This window comes from Kribbella sp. NPDC026611, from assembly GCF_040638345.1.
GTDB lineage: Bacteria > Actinomycetota > Actinomycetes > Propionibacteriales > Kribbellaceae > Kribbella.
Genome location: NZ_JBEZYC010000006.1, coordinates 67,521 through 88,524, shown reverse-complemented (window position 1 = coordinate 88,524; position 21,004 = coordinate 67,521). Strand labels below are relative to the sequence as shown.

Here is a 21,004-nt window from a genome sequence, read left to right as displayed (position 1 = left end):
CACCGCGTCGCCCAGTCGGCGGCACCGCACCTACCCCCGGAGGAGCACGCTGCACCGCTGGACGCAGTACGACGTACTCCCCCGGGCGTAGGCCCTACCCGGGGAAACCCTCAGGCGTTGGCGGACAGGATCTTGTTCACGTCGTTGTTCGCCTTGCCCAACGACGCCGGGTCGGCCTGGAAGGACATGACCGCGTCCATCGCCGGGGTCATCACCGCGGTCACGTCGGCCGCGTTCGGGTTGGCCGGGTACGCGAAGACGTCACCCGCCTCGACCGGTTCCAGGAACGGGGTGACGTCCCAGCCGCTCTTCGCGAACGCCGCCTTCGCCAGCGGCATGCTCGCCGCCACCGCCGGGAACACCACGCCCGCCTTCGCGACGATGTCCTGCGCGGTCTGCGAGCCGAGGAACTTCACCCAGGCCCAGGACGCCTCCCGCCGGGTCGTCCCGGCCCAGATCGTGTCCGCGAGGCCGTTCATCATCGACACCCGCTTCCCGATCGGCCCGATCGGCAGCCGCGCGAGCTTCGTCTTCACCTGCTTGAGCCCGCCGTACGTCCCCAGCATCCAGGAGCCGTTGGGGGTGATCGCGTACTTGCCGGCGCCGAAGGAGGTGGTCACATCGACCCCGGACTTCGCCTGCGCGTACGTCGGCATCAGGCCCTTCTCGATCAGGCTGCGCCACCACCCGATCGTCTCGGTGAACTTCGGGTCGCCGTAGAAGAACTTCGTCCCCCACGGTTCGCCCTCGGAGTACTTCCAGCCGTTGCTCGCGGCGTACCAGCTCCAGCTGGTCTGGCCGTCGCCACCACCGGCATCGGAGTACCCGAGCCCGTAGACCTTGACGTTGTCCTTGTCGAATCCGGGCTGATCACCGCGCCGGCCCTTCGAGTCCACCGTCAGCCGCCGGACGACCTGCTCGAACGTCCCGCCGTCCTGCGGGTTCCACGTCATCGAGTTGAGCTGATCGGTACTGATCCCGGCCGCCTCGGTGAACGCGCTGTTGTAGAAGTAGACCTCGGTGTCCCAGTCCTTCGGCAGGCCGTACCGCTTGCCGTCGGCACCGATCCACCGGTCGGCAAGGCCCTTCTGGTAGATGCTCAGGTCGACCTTGTCCTTGCTGACGTAGTCGTCGATCGGCAGCACCTGGCCCTTGTCCGCGAACAGCGGGTACTTCGACGAGTGCCCGGTGAACACGTCCGGCGCGGTGTCCGAGATGAACCCGGTCACCAGCTTCGACCAGTAGTCGTTCCAGCCGTACTGCTCGATCTTCACGGTGTACTGCGGGTTCTGCTGGTGGAACACCTTCGCGCACTCGGTGTACATCGGCAGCTGGGCCGAGTCCCACAGCCAGTAGATGATCTCGCCGTCACCCCGCGCCGCGGCGCCGTTGTTGCACGCGGCAACGGACGGCACGGCGAGCGCGGCCAGTCCTGCCTTCAGCAGGGTCCTTCGTGTCAGTGTCATCATTTGATCCCGGAGAAGCCGATGGAGTTGGTGATCCGCTTGGCGAAGGCCAGGAACAGGATGATCATCGGCAGCGCCGCGATCAGCGTCGCCGCCATCAGCCCGGCCCAGTCCGGTCCGCCCTGCGGCGTCTGCGACCGGAACACCCCCAGCGCGACGGTCAGGACCCGGACGTTCTCCTGCTGACCGACGAGCAGCGGCCAGAAGTAGTCGTTCCACGAGTTGATGTAGGTCAGGATCGCCAGCGTCGCGATCGGCGCACCGCTCATCGGGATGATCAGCCCGAAGAAGATCCGCCGGTGCCCGGCGCCGTCGATCATCGCCGCCTCCTCCAGCTCCCGGTTGATCCCGAGGAAGAACTGGCGCAGGAAGAAGATCGCGAACGGCGTCATGAACGCGCCCGGCAGGATGATGCCGGCGAAGCTGTTCAGCAGCCCGAGGTTCTTGATCAGCACGAAGTTCGGCAGCGTGGTGAAGATGGGTGGCACCATCAACGCGGCCAGGAACAGCGCGAACACCTTGTCCCGCCCCGGCCAGCGCAGCCGGGCGAACGCGTACGCCGCCATCGCGCTGAAGAACACCTGGCAGGCCGTCGTGATCGTTGCCACAACCAACGAGTTCCGCAGGTACAGCCAGAAGTTCACGGCCGCGCCGGAACCACCTTGGGCCTGCGCCTCCTCGATCGTGGACAGGCCGAGCACCCGCTTGAAGGCGCCGAGCGTGGACTCGACCGGGAGCAGCGAGCTCGGGTGACCGGGCAGCTGCGTGTTGTCGGAGAACGCCGTCCGCAGCATCCAGTAGAACGGGAACAGCGTGACGATCAGCAGGATGAACAGCAGGACCCAGGCGACCGTGCGCCCGACAGTCAGCTCGCGCTTCATGCGAGATCACTCTCCCGCGCCCGCAGCAGCCGCAGCTGGACCAGCGAGACGACCGCCAGGATCACGAACAGCACGAGTGCCATCGCGGAGGCGTACCCGAAGTCGAAGCGGGTGAACGCCCGTTCGTAGATGTAGTAGTAGATGACCCGCGTGGCGTTGATCGGACCGCCCTGCGTGGTCACGGCGACCGTGTCGAAGATCTGGAACGACCCGATCATGGTGACCACCAGGACCATCACCAGAACAGGCCGGAGCAGCGGCAACGTGATCCGCCAGAACGATTTCCACTCCGACGCCCCGTCGACCTCGGCGGCCTCGTAGACGTACGCCGGGATGGTCTGGAGGCCGGCGAAGACGAGCAGCGCCGTGTACCCCATGTGCCGCCAGACGTTGATCCCGGCGACGGTCGGGATGGCCCAGTGCGAGTCGCCGAAGAACGCGACCGGGTCGATCCCGATCCAGCCGAGCGCCTGGTTCACGATGCCGACCTGGAAGTCGAGCATCCAGTACCAGACCAGCGCGACCACGACGTTCGCCACCAGGTACGGCGCCAGGATGACCGCGCGGACCGTGATCGACTTGGTCAGCCGGTACATCACCATCGCGATCCCGACCGCGAGCACGGTCTGGACGCCGATGTTGATCACGACGTACTCGACCGTGACGCCGAGCGCGTTCCAGAAGAAGCTGTCCTGGACCATCCGCTCGTAGTTGGCCAGGCCGTTGAATCTGGGGGCCGAGAGCAAGCTGTACTCGGTGAAGCTCAGGTAGGCACCGCGAAGGGTCGGCCAGATGTAGAAGACCACGAACCCGATCGTGGCCGGGATGAGGAAGACGATCGCGACCTTGAGGTCTCCCAGGCTGCGCCTCTTCCCCGGCGACACGGCCTGTCCCCCGTGACTTCGTTCTGCGTTGGGTGGTGCGTTGGTAGTGGCGGTCACGGGGGATCTCCTTCTCTGTCCACTCGGCCGGGTGGGCTTACCCGACCGCAGTCACATCCAGCAAGATCGCGCTCTCGGGCCATTGCACGGGCATGAGTACGCCGGCCGAGGCGAGGGCGGCGCCGTTCAGCTCCACGCTTCCACCGTCCGCCTGCCAGGCCACGGACCGCGACTCCGGCCCGGGTGTCGCGACCTTGCTGATCCGGTAGGTGCGCTGCGGGTCGAGCCCGGGCAGCCTGACCCGGCCGACACCCGAGGTCACCGACTGCGCGACCTGTACGACGCTGAACACCGCCCGCGAACCGTCCGGCGCCACGACGCCATGCACGAGGACGTCCTCCGGGCCGCGGTCGGCGCGGACAACGCGGCCGGTGTGCAGCAGCGGCCGCAGCTCCTTGTGCAGAGCGACCCAGCCCTTGAGCTCTTCGCGCTCCTCGGGGCTGGCCGAGGCGATGTCCCACTCGATGCCGAAGTGGCCGAACAGCGCGGTGGTCGCGCGGAAGGCCAGCGTCTGGGTGCGGCCGGTGGTGTGCGCGCGCGGCGGGCCGACGTGGCAGCCGATCAGCTCCGGCGGCAGCAGGAGCTGCGTGTAGCGCTGGATCGTCTGCCGCTCGAGCGCGTCGTTGCTGTCGCTCCCCCAGACCCGGTCGGTGCGCTCCAGGATGCCGAGATCGACCCGGGCGCCGCCGGACGAGCAGGACTCGATCTCCAGGCCCGGGTGCCGGCGCTTCAGCTCGTCGATCAGCCGGTACACCGCCGCGGTCTGCGCGTGGATACCCGCCGTACCGGTGAGCTGGTTGCCGCCGTCAACGAAGTCGCGGTTGTGGTCCCACTTCAGGTACGCGATGTCGTACTCGTTCAGGATGCTGTCGAGCCGCTCGAGAATGTAGTCGTAGGCGGCCGGGATGCCGAGGTTCAGGCCCTGCTGGTGACGCGCGGTCGGCGGCAGCCGGTGACCGGTGGCGAGGATCCACTCCGGGTGCTCGCGGGCCAGGTCGGAGTCCGGGTTCACCATCTCGGGCTCGACCCAGAGGCCGAACTGCAGGCCGCGGCTCTTCACGTGGTCGACCAGCGGGTGCAGACCCTTCGGCCAGATCCCCTCGTCGACGTACCAGTCGCCCAGGCCGGCGTGGTCGTTGCGGCGGCCACGGAACCAGCCGTCGTCGAGCACGAACCGCTCCGCGCCGACCTCGGCGGCCGCGTCCGCGAGCGCCTTCAGCTTGTCCAGGTCGAGGTCGAAGTACACGGCCTCCCAGGTGTTGAGTACGACGGGACGCGCGGTCTGCGGGTGGTTCGGACGGGCGCGGAGGTAGTCGTGGAAGCGGTGCGAGACCTCGTCGAGGCCGACGCCGTACGAGCCGTAGATCCACGGGGTGCTGTAGGTATCTTCGGGCTCGACGCGGCCCTCGCCGGGGAGGAGGAGCTCGCCGCCGCCGATGACGGCGTACCCGCTCATGCCGCGCTCGGCGTACGAGCGGTGGTTGCCGCTCCAGGCAGTGTGGACCGACCAGACCTCGCCGTGACGGAAGCCGAAGCCAGGGGTGCCCGCCATCAGCAGCAGGGTCGCGTCGGCGCCGGTGCGGCCGCGGCGATTGTCGCGGAGGTGCGCGCCTTGGGTGAACGCGTGGCGCTGCGGGTGCCGCTCGCCGATGTGACGTCCGGTCAGGTCGAGCAGCTCGGTCGCTTCGGTCGGGACCGGGAGTGCGAGGGTCAGTCCGTCAACGGTGTACGGCGTGCTGCCGGTGTTGGTCAGATCGGCCTTGGCCTTGACCAGGCCGGAGTCGGTGAGCTCGATCGTCAGTTTCAGGGCCAGCCCGGCGTCGGCGTCCACCGCGTCGACCTGCACGGTGTTCGCGGTCTGCGCCACGCTCGTGAGGCTGAAGCTCGCGGAGAAGTTCTGGCCGTCGCGGTGGCCGCTCAGGCCCGGGAGGCCGAACCAGCCGGAGGAGTACTCCGGGATGATCGCGATCGGTTGGTTGTCGTCCAGGCCGTTGCCGTCCTGGACCGCGCCCGCGCCGCGGCGCAGTTCCAGCAGAGCGTGCTCGGTCAGCTCGCCCAGATCCGCACCCCAGTGCAGGATCGACGGGAGCGCCGGCCCGGAGCAGTCGAGCACCAGGCTGACGGACGCGGACCGGAGCTGCAGAACCTCGATGTTCGACATTGTTGATTCACTCCGCTTTCTGATTGATTTCAAGACGAAACTATTTACCCCGGGACGGCGGATGTCAATGCTTCACGGAGTAAAGTAAGTAGCCTAGGGCTCTCTACAACGAAGGAAAAGACCGCAGGTCAGCGGCTGAGTCGGGTCCGCACGAGCAAGTCGTGCAACCCGGGCTCTGCGGACGCCCGATCCGGCAGAGTGCTCACCGCTTCGGCCTCGTCGAGCACAGCCTGGAGCGCGGCGACGTCTTCGGCGAACTGCTCGTGCGACGGGCCGTCGAGCGGCGCGTGTTCGGCCTCCGCCTTGGCGGCCATCAGTTCGGGGAGATAGGCCGGCGCGATTTGCAGCAGCTGCCTGAGGTCTGCTTGGACCTCGCCGGTGCGCATGAGGTTGATACCGGTCAGCAGCACGCGGAACGTGTAGAGCAGTGGCTTGAGCTCGCCGGTCTTGAGGAAGAACTCCCACTGGGTCTTCGCGAACCCGCGGTAGTGGTGCGCATGCCACTTGGTGATGCAGCCGGCCGCAAGCTCGATCAGCTCCTGGTGCTCCTCGGTCGTACTGACCACCAGCGGCGAGAGCACCTGCTCCAGCACGTAGCCGTTGCGGCGCAGCATCAGCCGGGCGAACTTGGCAAGGTCGTGGGTGACGAGATCGACCTCGGCCCCGTTCTCGAACCAGGTGCGGTCGAGGGTCTCGGGTCCTGTCCGCAGGCCGACCACCTCGGCCGCCGGCAGGACGTGGACGCCACGGAGGTCGACGTCGGAGTCGCGGGACGGGAACCCATACAGGTGGGCGCCGGAGACGGTTGCGAAGAGCAACGGATATGGTTGCTCGCCCATGATGCCGCGGAGCTCGGTGTAGTCGAGCCGGCGCATGTCACGCGTCACGGAGACTCCTTCGCCGCACCTCACGCAACCATCGGTCGACCTTCGTGACGTCCGGAGTGGCCGGGAGGATCGTTTGCTGCAAGGCCTTGTCCAGCTCCTCGTGCAGGCTGAGACGCCAGCGCTCGACCTCGTCCCAGGGCAGGTCGCCGCGCTTCACCGCGAGCAGACGATCGCGATGGGGGCCGACGTCAACAGTCAAAGTTGCCTCTAGCAAGAGACTGCGGGCGGCGAGCAACAGCCGGATCAGGTGCATGACATGCTTCCACTTCGGCTGGCCGTCGCGGCGGAAGTCGGCTTCCAGCTTCTTGAACTGACTGAGCACGTAGCCAGAGTAGGTCTGGTACACCAACTGCGAGAGGAAGGACTGCCGCAGTCCGACCAGCTCTTCGCCGAGCGGCGTCTGCCGCACCACCAGCGGTGAGTGCAGGACCTCGAGCAGGTTCGGGTTGGCCTTCAGCGCGAGCTCGCAGAACCGCTCGACCTCCCAGGAGAACCACTCCTCCGCCGGGCCGTCCACGTGCGTCGGCGGCTTGGCCAACGACCAGAACGCCTCGGTCGGGGCGACGTACACGCCACGGGTATCGGTGTCGGAGTTGTCGGTGTCCAGCCCGAACGCCCGCGATCCGACGACGGCCGCGTAGATCGAGTGCTCCAGCACCAGCCGATCGCCGTCTGACTGATCCAGCTCGATCGCCTCGTCCTGGTACGCCGTTCGCAGGCTCAGCTGGTCACGGCGCGCGGTCGTTTCCCGACCGTCGACGAGCCGTACGGCGTACCGGCCGTCGGGCGTGATGCCCGCGACCCGCCCGGTCGCGCCGCGTTGCGCCGTACCGCCCTGATCGTCGGGCGCGGCGACGCGGATCACCACCTGGGTGCCGACGGGGAGCTGCAGTCCGACCATGGCCACATCGTTTCATCGCTCCAGGGTCTCGGGCGTATTGACAAATTTTTCTGTCAAGTCGAGATTGGGGTGCATGCAGTATGTCGACGAGCCCGAGAAGGTGCGGCTGGCGTTGTCGCCGATCAGGCGGCGGCTGCTCGAGCTGCTCCGGGAGCCGGCGTCGGCGACTCAGCTCGCGGCGACGCTCGACCTGCCCCGGCAGCGGGTCAACTACCACCTGCGCGAGCTGGAGAAGGCCGGGCTGGTCGAGCTCGTCGAGGAGCGGCAGCGGCGTGGGTTCACCGAGCGGATCCTGCGTGCGTCCAGTGGCCTGTTCGTCGACCCGGGCGTGGTCGGCGGCGCGTTCACCCAGATCCAGGACCAGTACGCCGCCGAGCACCTGGTCGAGGTCGCCGCGGGGACGGTCCGGGACGTGGCGCGGATGCAGAGCGCGGCCGAAGCGGACGGGAAGCGGCTGCTGACGTTCACGCTCGAGACCGAGGTGCGGTTCGCCGAGCCGGGCGACGTCCACCGGTTCACCGATGCGCTCACCGAGGCCGTGCGGCGAGTGGTTGCGGAGTACGACAGTGAGAGCGGGCGGCCGTACCGGCTGATCGCGGGCGGTCATCCCGCGCCCCGCCGTACCGAGGGAGAGAGATGAAGATCGTGGTGACGGTGGCCGCTCCGGTGGAAGCGGTGTGGGACGCGTTGCGGGACCGGGAGAAGATCCGGCACTGGCACGGCTGGGAGTACGAGGGCGGCCTGGAGCAGGAGATCGACCTCATCTACTTCACCGACGTGACCGAGGACGGTACGACGCTGACCCTCGGCAACGGCGACACGTTCGTCGTCGAGCCCGCCGGCGGGGGGTCGAAGATCACGCTGACCCGGGCGCCGATCGGCACGAACCCCGAGTGGGATGCGTACTACGACGACATCACCGAAGGCTGGATCACCTTCCTCCACCAGCTCGTCTTCTTCATCGAGCGGCACCCGGGCGACGAGCGGCACACGCTGTTCTACTCGGGCACCGGCGCCCTCAACCCGATCACCGAGCTCGGCCTGCCGGCCGACACCGTCGACCTGATCGGTGAGCCGGTGAAGACCGAGGTCTGGTACACCTCCGAGCACCAGCTCGGCGTCACAGTCGACGCCTGGGGCAACGGCCTGCTCGTGCTCAGCCACCTCCCTCCGAGCGACGCCAAGCCCGAAGGCGCCTCGATGGCAATCCTCTCGGTCTACGGCAGCACCGACCTCGACGAGCTCGCCGCCCGCTGGCAGACCTGGTGGGACGAGCGCTACCCGAAGCCCCTCGACCTCCCGGGTGAACCACCGACGACCACGGGCTGACACGGCAGTGACAGGGCGCAAACGTGTCAGCACGCTGGGTCTACCTGTCGGTGTTACTGGGAAGTATCTTGCCGAGCGGTGATCGGGTGGGGGCCGTGCGGTCACCGTAGCTTCGGCGAGAGAGGCCTTCCGGTGAACCTGCTTCCCAGAAGTCGTCGAGTTTCCGTCATCCTTGCGCTCTCCATGACCGGGTTCGTCCTGGTCGCCACCCCGGCACACGCCGACGGTCCCGGGTCCGGGACGCCGTACGTCGTCACCGTTGGGGACTCCTACATCTCGGGCGAGGCCGGTCGCTGGGCCGGCAGCTCGAACGACTCCGAGACTCCGGCCGACGCGCTCGGTGCGCACGCGTACCACGACAACGCGACGCATACCGCCGAGCTGATCCCGAAGTGCCACCGCAGCCTGTCGGCCGAGGCGTACATCGGCGGCGGGATCGGCGGACTCAACCTGGCCTGCTCCGGCGCCCGGGTGGCCAGCAGCGACGGCGACACGTTCAAGCCGGGCGTCGACTTCTACGACAACGGCGCCGGCCACCTCGGCCAGGCGAAGATGCTGCAGCAGTTCGCGGCCGGGCACAACGTGCAGCAGGTGGTCGTCTCGATCGGCGGCAACGAGTTCAACTTCGCGGCGATCGTCACGCAGTGCGTGCAGGACTTCTTGCTGTCACCGTCGTGGTTTCCGGACTACTGCAAGGACGACTCGTCGGTGGTCAGCAACTTCACCAGCGCGAACGTCACCGCCGTCCGCGGCCGGATCGCGACCGCGTTCCAGAACGTCCGTACCGCGATGCGCAACGCCGGGTACGGCGACAACGCGTGGACGCTGGTCGTGCAGACGTATCCGTCGCCGATCCCGGCCGCCAGCGGCTTCCGGTACGGGCAGAGCGGTTACACCCGGCAGAGCGTCGGTGGCTGCGGCTTCTGGAACGCCGACGCGGACTGGGCCAACAGCACGGCCCTGGTGACCATCAACAACACCGTCCGCGCCGCGATCGGCCAGTCCGGCCTCACCAACGCCCGCCTCCTCGAACTCCAGTCCACCTTCAACGGCCGCCGGCTCTGCGAGAAGACCGTCGGCCTCTACGAAGAGGTCGGCCTGTCCTCCTGGACCCAGCCCACCGCCGTCGATCGGACCGAGTGGATCAACCAGATCCGCACGGTCACCACGGTCGGCTCCGACTACTACATCCAGGAATCCCTCCACCCCAGCTACTGGGGTCAGCTGGCCCTCCGCTCCTGCGTCCGCCAGACCTACCTGCAAAGCCGCGGCGGTACCTGCACGATCTCCGGCACCGGCCTCCTCAACGGCGAACCACGCGTCACGCTGAACTGACGAAATGAGCCGGCCGCCACACCCATCGCGGGTGTGGCGGCCGGGTTTACTCAGTCGAGCGTCAGCTCAGGTTCAGGCCCGTGTCGTCAACGACGAACGAGGTCTGGAGCGAGACGTCCTCGGTGCCGGTGAAGCTGATCGACACCGTCTGGCCGGCCAGCGACGAGACGTCGAACGACTTCAGCGAGTAGCCACTCGCCTTGTTGAGGTTCGAGTACGTCGCCAGCGTGGTCGAGCCCGCCTTCACCGTCAGCTTGTCGTACTGCGTCGACGTGGTCGTCTCAGCAGAGTCGATGTGCAGGTAGAAGGACAGGACAGCGTGGCAACCGGCCGGAATCGCGACCGACTGGCTCAGCGTGTCCGTGTGGGTCGTGCCGTATCCGTCCAGCCACGCCTTCCACGAGCCGCTGTGCGCGGCCTCGCCGGCGCTGTTGTCGATCACGCCCGCCGACGCCGACCAGGGCGCCGCCGAACCGGTCTCGAAGCCCGGGTTACCGAGCTTCTGGCCGGGCGAGGAGCAACCGCCACCGACAGGGCTGACGGTGATGGTGAAGGAGGTGCTGCCGGATCCGCCCGCACTCGCGGTGGCCGTGGCGGTCACGTTGTAGGTGCCGGCGGTGGTCGGCGTACCGGACACGGTGCCCGTGGAGGAACCGATGGTGATGCCGGCCGGGAGACCGGTGGCGGACCAGGTGTACGGCGCGGTGCCGCCGCTGGCCGACAGCGTGAACGGCGCGATCGCGGTACCGACCGTGGCGCTCTTGTTGCCCGGGTTGGTGACGGTGACGCCGCCGGAGACCGAGCACGTCGGGTCGCCGGCCTGCGCCGGTACGCTCACCGCGTCCCACGCCGCCTTGACGGTGTTGAACTCGGTGCAGCTGCCCGGGTACAGGTTCTTCGCCGCGGTCAGGGTCCAGGTCCGGTACTTCAGGTACGAGCTGCTGCTGGTCTTCATCAGCATCGCGTTGTACATGATCTTGATGGCCTTCTGGATGCCCAGACCGGTCACCGACGAGCTGTTGCAGGTCGGAACGTTCGGCGAACCGCCGCTGCCCTGGGAGACCAGGACGAACCAGTGGTCGCCGGGACCGGCCGCGGCGTGCACCTCGGAGCCCGGGATCGAGCTCGAGTAGCAGTTCGGGTCGCCGACCTGCGACGGGTCGTACATGTTGCGGATCGGGCCCTGGCCGACCAGGTTGACCTCTTCACCGACGTAGAAGTCCGGCGGGTCGTAGGCCGAGGCCTGGTTGCTGTAGAACTCGGTGGACGCGCCGAAGGTGTCGGCGACGAACTCCTGCGTACCGGAGCCCGAGATGCCACCCGGGGTGTGGTCGTCGATGCCATGACCCAGCTCGTGGCCGACAACGTCCAGCGAACCGATCCACTGGTTGGCGTTGTTGTGGCCGACCTGCACCTGCGTACCGTCGTAGTACGCGTTCACGTCGGCCAGACCGACGCGGATCGGCCAGCCGCCGCCGTTGCCGTCGAAGCCGTTACGGCCGAGCCAGTCGGTCAGCATGTGCCGCTCGGTCTGGGCCGTGTACAGCGCGTCGACGCAGCCGGTCTCCCGGCTGGTGGCGTTGCCGTTGCCCCAGTTGTCGTCCGGACCGGAGAACGTGGTGTTGTTCGCCGCGTCCTGGCAGGACTGGTTGGTGGTGTTCGGGTCCTTCATCGAGTACGTGCTGCCGGTCAGCGTGGTGTCCAGGTGCACCGGGTTCGGGCCGCTGTACGCCGCCGTACCGTTGCCGGCCATCACGTGCTCCTGGGTACCGAGAACCTTGCCGCTCAGCGCGTCGACGTACACGCTCAGGCTCGACGGCTCCGTGGCGCTGCGGCCGGAGACGCGGGACTGCCACGCCAGCCTCGGGGTGCCCTTGAGCGCGTAGACCGCCAGCGTCGGCGTGGTCGAGTCGGTGACCACCTTCAGCTGCTTGTTCGCGGTCTTCTGCGCGGCCGCGGCGGTGACCTTGGCCGTGGTGGCCAGGTCCGGTACAGCGGTGGTCTGCGCGACCGAGGTGGCCTTGACGGCACCCCGGGCATCGGTGACGACAACGAAGTCACCGCCGACGACCGGCAGGCCCTTGAACGTCCGCTCGTACGGGACGTACTGCAGGCCGGACTGCTCCGAGATCACCGGCTTGGCGACGAACTTGTCGTTCTTGCCGGCGTGCAGGGCAGCGGGCTTGCTCCCCACCAGGGACGACGCGGACTTGGCGGCGAAGGCCTTCGACTGGGCCGGCGTGGGCCGCGGCGGTGGGGCCGCGTTCGGTGCGGCGGCCGCCGTACCGAAACCGGCGAGGGCCGCCGCTGCGAGGCTGGTGACCCCGAGCACGACGGCGGTCTTTCGGGAACGCTGAAACAAGACCATTGATGTGGCCCTTTCAGATGACTGGTGCTGGGCGGGTTGCGCCTCGCCGGACTGCAGGCGGTGCACCACTCCGCCTGGAACCTCCGGCCTATCCATCGGTTGGGCTTGCGAACAGGACCCCAGCTGTCCGCGGTCGATGGATCGCGCGGAGGGACACTATGTCCGGACCACCCCCCAAACAAGGCGCGGATGTGCCGTTGGCACCGGAACGACAACTGACCGCGTTGTCAGGACTACAAAGAGCTGACAAACCTGTCCGGATCCTGAGATTTGTCTCGATTGTGGGGAGAAGTAGAACAATCGTTTGACGAGCTTTGGTACCCACGGTTGGGCGCCGGGTGAGGGGGTGAGTGCGGACGGTCGCGGGCGTGGGCGGGCTTGCAAAGGTCGGGTAACGGCGGGTGGTTCGGAGCCGGTGTGGATGGCAGAATCGCGCAGACGGGTTGGCCGGCCGCGGGGGTGCGACGCCTCACGGGTGGCGCGACGGATCGCGATCTGGGGTGTGAGTGGAAACCGAATTCGTGCTGTCGCTCGGGGAGCAGCAGTGGACGCTGCCGACCGGGGCCGACACGATCACCATCGGCCGCGCCTCCAACGCCGACGTCCGGCTGCCGGCCGACGACCAGATCTCCCGCATCCACGCCCGCCTCACCCGCGACGGCAGCACCTGGACCCTCCACGACGAGTCCCGCAACGGCACCGGCCTCAACGGCCGCCGCCTCACCGCCCCCACCCCCCTAACCCCGAACGACCGAATCCACATCGGCCGCTCAATCCTCACCTTCACCACCTCCCCCGCGACCACCCCCGCACCCGGCTCAGACGCACCCACCCCACCCCCCGGTACGCCGTCCACCCCAAGCTCCAGCGCGCCACCCGCACACGACTCCGGCTCCCGGCCCGCCCCCGCCGCACAGCCCGCCCCAAGCCCCGACCCCGGTTCACCGCCTACCCCCGGCTCTGGCACACCAAGCGCACCTGCGCCCGGGTCCAACACACCAAGCGCACCTACCCCAGCCCCAGGCACCCCAGCCTCAGGTACGCCAACCACACCCACCCCACCCGCGCCCCACACAAGCCCGGGCACGCCGGAGCCCCCCGCCCCCACCTCGGGCATGGCGAGCACACCCACCGCGGGCTCCAGCACACCGGGGACGCCCGGAACACCCGGCACGCCGGGCACACCCACGCCGCCCACCACCTACACGCGGACCCCACCCCCGTCCAACTCCGCCGGCCAGTCCGCGCAGGACGAGTACTCGTGGCCGGCCGACAGTGGAGCGCAGGGCGCCGACGCGCCGCCTGCGAGCAGCCGAGAAGACAGCCCGTTCGCCCCACGTGCAGGCGCGGACGAGTACGACACCCCACGTGCCGGCGAGGACGGGTACGACGTACCGCGCATCGGCGTACCGACGGCAGACGATGTACCACCTGCTGGGGAGTGGAGCCCGTTCGCGCCCGAGGGCGGGCCGCGGTTCGACACGTTGGAGACGCCGGCGCCGCCACCCGCGCCGGCGGACCTGCCCCGGCGGCCTGAGGAGCCCTGGGCTGCGTACCCGTCGGCCGACAACCCTGAGCCACCCCGCTCTCCCTGGCAAAACCCGGCCCAGCTCGACCAGTCCGAACCCAACTGGAACGAATCCGCCGGCTGGCCAGAGCCCACCCAGGACCGCGGCGCACCCGACCTCGGCCCGACCGACCGCCGCAACGCAGACCGACGGAACGGCGACCGACGAGCAAGCGACCGCCGCGGAACCGACCGCCGCACCCCCGAGGGACCCGACGGCAACGGATCAGACCGCCGCAACGGCCGCGGCTCCAAGCGACAAGGCGAGCCCAACGGCCTCGAGGCAGTAGGCCTCGCCGACCGCCTGGCAGGCGACGACGCCGCCGGGCGTGGCAGCAGCCGTCTCGGACCAGAGACCCGACGAGACACCAGCGGTCGTCAAGGAGCTGACCGCTTTGCAGCCGACGACGCCTCAGAGGACTTCGGCAGCGTCCGCCTCCTCAGGGTGCTGATCCTGGCCGCGATCGTCATCGGCCTGGGGATCGTCGTCAACCTGGTCGGCACCTTCCTCGCCGACGGCCCCGGCAGCACCCTGCGCTGGCTCGTACCGCCAGGCATCGCCCTCGTCGGCGCCATGGTCCTCGCCCTCCTCGACGCCGCCTCCCCCCGCGACCGAACCCCCTCGAAGCTCGACGTCTCGGTCGTGATCGCCATCGCGGTCGTCCTGGTCGGCGTCGGAGTCGGCGGTTTCGCGGTCACCGCCGGAGCGGAGTACGTCGGCGGCTACCTGACCGGCAACGAGTCCGGCGAGGACCGCCTGGTCAAGCCCGTCGTGAAGCCGTCCGGCACCCTCACCTTCACGGTCGAGAACGTCACGTACACGAGCCACTTCACCCGCGTCGAGCTCGGAGTCAAGAACACCGCCAAGCAGGCGGTCACGGTTCCGATCAACGGCTCCACCTTCACCGCGGCCGATGGCACCACCCTCCGCGCCGACGTCGGCAAGAGCGCCTGGCCGGACCGAATCGCGGCCGGCGCCACCGCCCGCGGCACCATCACGTTCAAGAACAAACTCCCGGACAGCGCCGGCACCGCCGCCCTGACCTTCAAGTCCGGCAGCACCGCGGTAGCCATCACCGCCATCCCCCTGACCAACTGACCCCGACCCACCTCCATCCACCGGACAACCCCCTGAAGACTTACATCGATTTTTGATATTGTTGCGGCGTGACCGATGAGCTCGACGTCGACCGACTGACCACGGTGATCGAGGACTTCAACACGATCTTCATCCGGCTGCCGTCGGTACGGCGGTTCAACTTCTCGACGCTGTCGGTGCTACACACGCTCGGCCGGCGCGGCCCGCTCCGCCTGACCGACCTGCTCGCCACCGAGCAACTCAAGCAGCCCGCCCTCACCAGCCTGGTCGCGAAACTCGAACAGGACGGCCTGATCCAGCGTCGCCCGGACCCCACCGACGGCCGCGCGATGCTGCTCTCGCTCACCCGCACCGGTCGCGAGATCGTCCGCTCCCGACACGCGAACCGCGTCAAACGACTGACCGACCTGGTCGATCAACTCACCCCCGTGGAGCGCGCGGTACTCGCGGGCTCCGTCCACGTACTCACCCGGCTGACCGAGATCGCCGCGGAGGACCGCCAATGAAGCAGACCCCCATCCACGTCCCCGACGAGGTCCTCGACGACCTTCGCCGCCGCCTCCGAGCGACCAAGTGGCCGCGCGACGCGGGCAACGACGACGGCTACTACGGCGTACGTCGTACCGTCCTGCAGCCGCTTGTCGAGTACTGGGCCGACGGCTACGACTGGCGCGCCGTCGAGGCACGGATGAATACGTATTCACAGCATCGCGTCGACGTCAACGGCGTCCCCGTGCACTTCATGTCCAAGGCCGGCGTCGGCCCGCACCCGATCCCGCTGATCCTCAGCCACGGCTGGCCGTGGACGTTCTGGCACTGGTCGAAGGTAATCGACCAACTGGCCGACCCCGCGCAGTACGGCGGTGATCCACAGGACGCCTTCGACGTGATCGTCCCGTCCCTGCCCGGCTTCGGCTTCTCCACCCCGACCCGGCCGGACATGAACTTCTGGAAGATGGCCGACGTCTGGCACGAGCTGATGACGGACGTGCTCGGCTACCCGAAGTACGCCGCCGCCGGCTGCGACGTCGGCGCGCTGGTGACCGGCCAGCTCGGCCACAAGTACGCCGCTGAGCTCTACGGGATCCACATCGGGTCCGGCCAGAAGCTGACGATGTTCAACGGCGACCGCGGCTGGGACCTGAGCGGCGGTCATCCGATCCCACCTGATCTTCCGGTGCACATTCGTGATCGAATCATCGAATTCGATCGCCGCTTCGCCTCCCACCTCGCCACCCATGTGCTCGACCCGAGCACGCTCGGTTTCGGTCTCGCCGACTCACCCGCCGGCATGCTCGCCTGGCTGCTCGAACGCTGGCTCAAGTGGTCAGAAGGCGATCAAGCGTTCACAGACGACGAACTGCTCACCCATGCGACCATCTACTGGGCGGGCAACGCGATCGACACTTCGATCCGCACGTACTCCAACAACAACCGCTACCCGTGGACCCCGTCCCACGACCGGGAACCGCAGGTCGAGGTCCCCACCGGCCTCACCCTCGTAAGCTACGAGAACCCGCCCGGCGTCAGCACCACCGAGGAGCGCGTCGAGCATTTCCGCTCCAGCGATCGCGCGCCCTGGTACAACCTCACGAACCTCTCCGCCCACCCGCGCGGCGGCCATTTCATCCCGTGGGAGATCCCTACCGAGTGGACCGACGACCTGCGCCGTACCTTCCGCTCGCTACGGTGAAGATGTGCAGACGATCCTGATCACCGGAGCAACCGACGGGCTGGGCCGCGAGCTCGCTCTCCGCCTGGGCAAGAACGCCCGTGTACTCATCCATGGCCGCGACGCGGCCCGAGCCGAGAAGGTCCGCGACGAGATCCTGGCCGCCGGCGGGCCGGATCCCGAGATCCTGCTGGCCGATCTCGCCAGCCTCCGCGACGTCGACGCGCTGGCCGACCGAGTGACCGGCGACCTCGATGTCCTGATCAACAATGCCGGCATCGGTGCCGGCCGTCCCGGGACCGGCCGGCAGGTGAGTGCCGACGGCATCGAACTGCGGTTCGCCGTCAACTACCTCGCCGGCTACCGCCTGACTCGTTTACTCCTCCCACGCATCACCGAGCGCATCGTCAACGTTTCCTCCGCCGGCCAGCGCGAGATCGACTTCGCCGACCCGATGATGGAGCACGGGTACGACGGCTTCGCGGCGTACTGCCAGAGCAAGCTCGCCCAGATCATGTTCACCATTGACCTGGCCAACGAACGGCCCGACCTGATCGTCAACTCGTTGCACCCAGCTACGTTCATGAACACCACGATGGTCACCGAGTCCGGCACCCGGCCCACCAGCACCGTTGCCGAGGGCGCCGACGCGACCATGCAGCTTGTCGTAGGCAACGACCTCCCGTCCGGGCGCTACTTCAACGGTCTGCGGGAGTCGCGCGCCAACAGTCAGGCGTACGACGGTGACGCCCGCGAGCGTCTCCACCGGCTCTCCGACGAACTGATCGCCGGTTCAGCTGGGTAGGTGGGTCCGCGCGTGGCGTTCGATGCGGCCGAGGTGGAGGCGGATCTGCTGGGCGACCGCGTCCGGAGCGCTCTCGTCGGGGGCGTTGTGGTCGAGGCCGGGGAGTACGGCGTACTCCGCGCTCGGCACGATCTCCGCGAGCTGCGGGAGGACGCCGGTCAGGTAGCCGGGTGACTTCTCGCCGCCGAGGAGCAGGGTCCGCGCCGCGATGCCGGCGTACCGGGTGCCGTCCGAGTCGAGGCGGACGATCTCAGCGATCTCCGCCGGGGTCGTCGGCATCATGTCGCGGGTCTCGCGGCCGCCGCGGCCACGCAGCATCAGCAAGGAGATTGCCCAGAGCAACGGAGTCGCGGTGAACGGAAGCAGCCGGGTGCCCTTGAGGAACGTCGCCATCGCCGCCACGTGCCGGCCGCGCCCGAGCTCGGCGTCGAAGTCGCCCAGCCAGCTGGCGTCGAACGAGCCGCCGATACTCACGCCCGGCTCGTACGCGATCAGCGCGTCCAACGGTCGCTGCAGCCCGACGTGTAGCGCAATCAGGCCGCCGTAGCTGTGTCCGAACACGACCTGCGACCCGGTGTGCTCGAGGACCGCGAGTACGTCGTCCACCTCGGCCTCGACGCTGTACGGCGTACGCTGCGGGCCGCTTGCGCCACGTCCGCGGCGCTCGATCACGTGGACTGCGTGTGCCCCGGCCAGGCTGCGGGCCAGGCGGTCGTAGTGGTGGGCGCGGCGATTGTTCCCGGGTACGACGACCACCCCAGGTCCTGCGCCCACGCTCTCAACCGCGACCCCGCCGACCAGCTCCGTCTCGAACCCCACCTGCGCCATCCCCACTCCTCCCAGTCACACCCCACTGTCTCCAACGCCACTGGCACCGCTCTGACTTCCCGCTGGCATGAAATTCGGGGGTGATTCACTGAGAGTCAGCGCCGACCCACGACCCGTGGGTGGTCGCGCCAGGCCGGCATCGTCGCCATGTAGGCAAGCGTGTCGGCCTCGATCTTCGCGCGCGGGTCGTCCGGATTCCGCCGCGCCTGCCAGGAGACCATCGACTCGAACCGGGTGTCGAAGTCCTGGAGGTTTCCGTCGGCGTCGACGCAGTAGGCGCAGTACCGCCCACTCTCGATCGGCATACTGCAGCTCTCGCAACTCGTGGTGGTCATGGTGTCGCTCCGTTCGATCGGACCAGCTGGGACAAGGTGGTGAGCAGCCCGGCCCGCTCCGCGGCCGTCAACCCACCGAACGCTTCGGCGAGCGCGTCGATGCTGAGCACTTCACGGTCGGCCCGCAGTACGGCGAACCCCTCCGGCGTCAACCACACGAGCGTCCGCCGCCGGTCCTGCGGATCGGGCTCCCGCTCGAGCACACCCTTTCCCTCGAGCTGACTCACGATCTCACTCACCACCGACTGCGCCCGCTCCAGATGCAGCGCAAGCTCCCCCACAGTCATCGGCCCCGCCTGCGACAAGTGCAACAACACCGCCCGACTGGCCCCCGACAACTCCGCCCGCTTCCCGTCCCGCCGGTGAAACCGCAGATAAGCCTCCCGAAACAGCTCCGCAAACCCCCGCGCATCCTGCTCCGCCGTACCCACCCCCCGACCCTCCCCCGCCAACAACCCATCGTCAATCCCGATGAATCAGCAGGGATTGCTTGACCGGACGCCGGGCTCGTTCGGCCGAGGCGGTTACGGCGCGGGCATCTCCCACAATGCACTGATCGGGACCGCGCGGAAGCGTGGGCCGAAGGGCAGCGTCTCGTGCCCGGTGTAGAAGACGACGCCGACCTGGAGGTCATCGCCGAGGCGGTCGGCGAGGTGCCGGAGGCCGCGGAAGTCTTCCGCCTTGACCGTCGACGCCGCTTTGACATCGATCGCGACCACCTGCCCGCGGCGGTTCTCGAGCACGATGTCAACCTCGACCTGGTCCTTGGTTCGATAGTGATACAGCTCGGCACGCTGCTCGGACCACGTGAGCTGGCGAGCCAGTTCCATCGCTACGAAGCCCTCCAGCAACGGCCCCAAAGGCCCGCCTGGCTGACGAAGGCTGGCGGTATCCAGGCCGAGCAGGCTTGCTGCAACGGCCGAGTCAACCATGGCGACCTTCGGCGTACCGATCGCCCGGCTGCTGAGGTTCCGGGACCAGGCCGGAATGCGCTTGATCAGAAAGACCTCTTCCAGCAGACCGAGGTAACGCTTGACAGTCGGCTGCGCGAGGCTCAGGTCGTTGGCCAGGGTCGCCGGCACCAGCAGCTGACCCGATCTCGCGGCGACGAGCCTGGTCAGCGCGCGCATCTCGGGACCGCGTTCGATCTCGGACAACTGGATGACGTCGCGGTTGATCAGGTCGGAGACGTACGAGTCGAGGAACCGCTCCCGGCGGCGGGACACCCGGGCGACCGCCTCCGGGAAACCGCCGCGAACCAGTCGATCGATGTAGCCGCTCCGGCTCTCGGACGAGACGTGGTGCAATCGGGGACCGAGCGCGAAGGCCGCGTCGACGAACCCGTCGGGCTTCTCGTCGATCTCGCCTTGCGACAGTGGCCAGAGCTCGATCGTCTCCATCCTGCCGGGCAACGCGTCGGGCAAGCCGCGGAGCCCGAGCACGCGCGCCGATCCGGTCAGCAGGAACCGTCCGGGCCGCGGGTCGCGGTCCACGGACTCCTTGATCGCCAGCAGCAGCTCCGGAACGCGCTGAACCTCGTCGATCACCAGCGGACCAGCCTCGGCGACGAACTCGGTCGGGTCGTACGTCGCAGCCTGCCGCGTCGCAGCCCGGTCCAGACTGCGCCACTCCGCGCCCCGCTCACCGCCGATCCGCGCGACCAGCGTGCTCTTGCCACACTGGCGCGCTCCGTTGACCAGGACTACGCGCGTATCAACCAACGCATCGGCCACCGCAGCTTCGGCGTGACGAGGCAGGATGCGCCCGATCGGCGACTGCGGAACCATGGCCATGGTTCCGAGACTAGCAGCGAAGTGTTAGTTTGGCCGCCAGGTAGCTGTTAGCTTGGTCGCTCCGTGGCTGTTAATCTGGTCGGCTTGGAAGGGGTGTCCGGAACACACAAAGGCCGGCCCCCAACTAGGGACCGGCCTGTATGCAGGGGTGGAGGTGGCGGGAATCGAACCCGCGTCCTTCGGCGGGGTTTCAAGACTTCTCCGGGCGCAGTCTGAATGGCGCTTTTCTCAGCCCCAGCGTTTGTACAGACATCTCGCTGACAGGCTCAGTCACTGTAAAAGTCCTGAACTAACCCCGTGACCGGGCTAGTCCAGCAAGCTCCCTAGCTGAGGCCAGGAACCGGGGCGGGAGCATCCCCGGGCTGACCCGTCGTTTATCTCAGGCCGTCAGGCGGCGAGAGCGACGTCAGTGCGCTTAATGTTGGCACTTATTGGTTTCCAGAGATCGTTAACGAGATAACCCTGGATCCTCGGCCCGCTTCCCTTGGAACCAACGTCCAAAGTCGAAACCGTTCACCCCCTGTTGAGTTGTCAAACTCCCACCGCCCCCGAAGGGGTGGTGGAAGATCCACACTACAGGGTCCAACAGATCCCCCGCACCCGACATTCCCCCAACCACCCATCACAGCCCACTCA

The 21,004-nt window shown here is 68.1% G+C and carries 18 protein-coding genes and 1 other RNA gene; 7 read left to right on the top strand and 12 right to left on the bottom strand.

Annotated elements, in window-relative coordinates; translation table 11 throughout:
* Nucleotides 1-110: 110 nt before the first annotated feature.
* The 6 genes from AB0E69_RS24645 to AB0E69_RS24620 form a co-directional block, all read right to left on the bottom strand.
* Nucleotides 111-1,466 carry a sugar ABC transporter substrate-binding protein gene (locus AB0E69_RS24645; RefSeq protein WP_360150365.1) on the bottom strand — a complete coding sequence of 452 codons (1,356 nt, stop codon included), beginning with the start codon at nucleotides 1,464-1,466 and terminating at the stop codon, nucleotides 111-113.
* The gene (locus AB0E69_RS24640; RefSeq protein ID WP_360150362.1) at nucleotides 1,466-2,347 is read right to left on the bottom strand and encodes a carbohydrate ABC transporter permease; all 882 of its coding nucleotides are present in this window, start codon (nucleotides 2,345-2,347) and stop codon (nucleotides 1,466-1,468) included. The genes AB0E69_RS24645 and AB0E69_RS24640 overlap by 1 nt, the downstream gene beginning before the upstream one ends.
* A complete protein-coding gene (locus AB0E69_RS24635; RefSeq protein WP_360150359.1) occupies nucleotides 2,344-3,288 on the bottom strand; it encodes a sugar ABC transporter permease in 945 nt (314 codons plus the stop codon). The genes AB0E69_RS24640 and AB0E69_RS24635 overlap by 4 nt, the downstream gene beginning before the upstream one ends.
* A 37-nt stretch (nucleotides 3,289-3,325) precedes the next feature.
* Nucleotides 3,326-5,449, bottom strand: a complete 2,124-nt coding sequence (locus tag AB0E69_RS24630) for an alpha-galactosidase (protein ID WP_360150356.1) — start codon at nucleotides 5,447-5,449, stop codon at nucleotides 3,326-3,328.
* A 128-nt stretch (nucleotides 5,450-5,577) separates the two neighbouring features.
* A complete protein-coding gene (locus AB0E69_RS24625; protein ID WP_360150353.1) occupies nucleotides 5,578-6,336 on the bottom strand; it encodes a nucleotidyltransferase domain-containing protein in 759 nt (252 codons plus the stop codon).
* On the bottom strand, nucleotides 6,326-7,237 hold the full coding sequence (locus tag AB0E69_RS24620; protein WP_360150350.1) for a nucleotidyltransferase domain-containing protein: 912 nt from the start codon (nucleotides 7,235-7,237) through the stop codon (nucleotides 6,326-6,328). Before AB0E69_RS24620 ends, AB0E69_RS24625 begins: the two co-directional genes overlap by 11 nt.
* Before the next feature lie 73 nt (nucleotides 7,238-7,310).
* On the opposite strand from AB0E69_RS24620, the gene AB0E69_RS24615 reads away from it, so the two are divergent.
* From AB0E69_RS24615 to AB0E69_RS24605, 3 genes are all read left to right on the top strand, one after another.
* A complete protein-coding gene (locus AB0E69_RS24615) occupies nucleotides 7,311-7,877 on the top strand; it encodes a helix-turn-helix domain-containing protein (protein ID WP_360150347.1) in 567 nt (188 codons plus the stop codon).
* On the top strand, nucleotides 7,874-8,566 hold the full coding sequence (locus AB0E69_RS24610) for a hypothetical protein (RefSeq protein ID WP_360150344.1): 693 nt from the start codon (nucleotides 7,874-7,876) through the stop codon (nucleotides 8,564-8,566). Before AB0E69_RS24615 ends, AB0E69_RS24610 begins: the two co-directional genes overlap by 4 nt.
* 183 nt (nucleotides 8,567-8,749) lie before the next feature.
* Nucleotides 8,750-9,901, top strand: coding sequence for a hypothetical protein (locus AB0E69_RS24605; RefSeq protein WP_360150341.1), 1,152 nt, complete (start codon nucleotides 8,750-8,752; stop codon nucleotides 9,899-9,901).
* A gap of 61 nt (nucleotides 9,902-9,962) precedes the next feature.
* On the opposite strand, the gene AB0E69_RS24600 is transcribed toward AB0E69_RS24605, so the two are convergent.
* On the bottom strand, nucleotides 9,963-12,233 hold the full coding sequence (locus AB0E69_RS24600) for a M4 family metallopeptidase (protein ID WP_360150338.1): 2,271 nt from the start codon (nucleotides 12,231-12,233) through the stop codon (nucleotides 9,963-9,965).
* Between the two features lie 542 nt (nucleotides 12,234-12,775).
* Between AB0E69_RS24600 and AB0E69_RS24595 the strand changes: the two genes are divergently transcribed.
* From AB0E69_RS24595 to AB0E69_RS24580, 4 genes are all read left to right on the top strand, one after another.
* Nucleotides 12,776-14,935, top strand: coding sequence for an FHA domain-containing protein (locus AB0E69_RS24595; RefSeq protein WP_360150335.1), 2,160 nt, complete (start codon nucleotides 12,776-12,778; stop codon nucleotides 14,933-14,935).
* Nucleotides 14,936-15,003: 68 nt separating this feature from the next.
* Complete coding sequence (locus tag AB0E69_RS24590; protein ID WP_360150332.1) at nucleotides 15,004-15,441, top strand: MarR family transcriptional regulator; 438 nt, start codon at nucleotides 15,004-15,006, stop codon at nucleotides 15,439-15,441.
* Nucleotides 15,438-16,628 carry an epoxide hydrolase family protein gene (locus AB0E69_RS24585; RefSeq protein ID WP_360150329.1) on the top strand — a complete coding sequence of 397 codons (1,191 nt, stop codon included), beginning with the start codon at nucleotides 15,438-15,440 and terminating at the stop codon, nucleotides 16,626-16,628. The genes AB0E69_RS24590 and AB0E69_RS24585 overlap by 4 nt, the downstream gene beginning before the upstream one ends.
* A gap of 4 nt (nucleotides 16,629-16,632) precedes the next feature.
* On the top strand, nucleotides 16,633-17,412 hold the full coding sequence (locus tag AB0E69_RS24580; protein WP_360150326.1) for an SDR family NAD(P)-dependent oxidoreductase: 780 nt from the start codon (nucleotides 16,633-16,635) through the stop codon (nucleotides 17,410-17,412).
* Here the strand turns inward: AB0E69_RS24580 and AB0E69_RS24575 are convergent.
* The 5 genes from AB0E69_RS24575 to ssrA form a co-directional block, all read right to left on the bottom strand.
* Nucleotides 17,401-18,240: an alpha/beta hydrolase gene (locus tag AB0E69_RS24575; RefSeq protein WP_360150323.1), complete on the bottom strand. Its 840-nt coding sequence runs from the start codon at nucleotides 18,238-18,240 to the stop codon at nucleotides 17,401-17,403. The two genes, AB0E69_RS24580 and AB0E69_RS24575, sit on opposite strands and share 12 nt — an antisense overlap.
* Nucleotides 18,241-18,335: 95 nt before the next feature.
* Nucleotides 18,336-18,575, bottom strand: a complete 240-nt coding sequence (locus AB0E69_RS24570) for a hypothetical protein (RefSeq protein WP_360150320.1) — start codon at nucleotides 18,573-18,575, stop codon at nucleotides 18,336-18,338.
* Nucleotides 18,572-19,006 (bottom strand): MarR family winged helix-turn-helix transcriptional regulator, encoded by a 435-nt coding sequence (locus AB0E69_RS24565; protein WP_360150317.1) that lies wholly within the window; start codon nucleotides 19,004-19,006, stop codon nucleotides 18,572-18,574. Before AB0E69_RS24565 ends, AB0E69_RS24570 begins: the two co-directional genes overlap by 4 nt.
* A 93-nt stretch (nucleotides 19,007-19,099) precedes the next feature.
* Nucleotides 19,100-20,368: an ATP-binding protein gene (locus AB0E69_RS24560; protein WP_360150314.1), complete on the bottom strand. Its 1,269-nt coding sequence runs from the start codon at nucleotides 20,366-20,368 to the stop codon at nucleotides 19,100-19,102.
* A gap of 146 nt (nucleotides 20,369-20,514) precedes the next feature.
* Nucleotides 20,515-20,889, bottom strand: a transfer-messenger RNA (tmRNA) gene (ssrA, locus tag AB0E69_RS24555).
* Nucleotides 20,890-21,004 lie beyond the last annotated feature (115 nt).

Excerpts from the sequence above, each read along its gene's own strand:
- AB0E69_RS24645 (WP_360150365.1), bottom strand. The coding sequence starts at position 1,466 with ATGACACTGACACGAAGGACCCTGCTGAAGGCAGGACTGGCCGCGCTC.
- AB0E69_RS24640 (WP_360150362.1), bottom strand. The coding sequence starts at position 2,347 with ATGAAGCGCGAGCTGACTGTCGGGCGCACGGTCGCCTGGGTCCTGCTG.
- AB0E69_RS24630 (WP_360150356.1), bottom strand. The coding sequence starts at position 5,449 with ATGTCGAACATCGAGGTTCTGCAGCTCCGGTCCGCGTCCGTCAGCCTG.
- AB0E69_RS24620 (WP_360150350.1), bottom strand. The coding sequence starts at position 7,237 with ATGGTCGGACTGCAGCTCCCCGTCGGCACCCAGGTGGTGATCCGCGTC.
- AB0E69_RS24615 (WP_360150347.1), top strand. The coding sequence starts at position 7,311 with ATGCAGTATGTCGACGAGCCCGAGAAGGTGCGGCTGGCGTTGTCGCCG.
- AB0E69_RS24610 (WP_360150344.1), top strand. The coding sequence starts at position 7,874 with ATGAAGATCGTGGTGACGGTGGCCGCTCCGGTGGAAGCGGTGTGGGAC.
- AB0E69_RS24605 (WP_360150341.1), top strand. The coding sequence starts at position 8,750 with ATGACCGGGTTCGTCCTGGTCGCCACCCCGGCACACGCCGACGGTCCC.
- AB0E69_RS24585 (WP_360150329.1), top strand. The coding sequence starts at position 15,438 with ATGAAGCAGACCCCCATCCACGTCCCCGACGAGGTCCTCGACGACCTT.
- AB0E69_RS24575 (WP_360150323.1), bottom strand. The coding sequence starts at position 18,240 with ATGGCGCAGGTGGGGTTCGAGACGGAGCTGGTCGGCGGGGTCGCGGTT.
- AB0E69_RS24570 (WP_360150320.1), bottom strand. The coding sequence starts at position 18,575 with ATGACCACCACGAGTTGCGAGAGCTGCAGTATGCCGATCGAGAGTGGG.
- AB0E69_RS24560 (WP_360150314.1), bottom strand. The coding sequence starts at position 20,368 with ATGGCCATGGTTCCGCAGTCGCCGATCGGGCGCATCCTGCCTCGTCAC.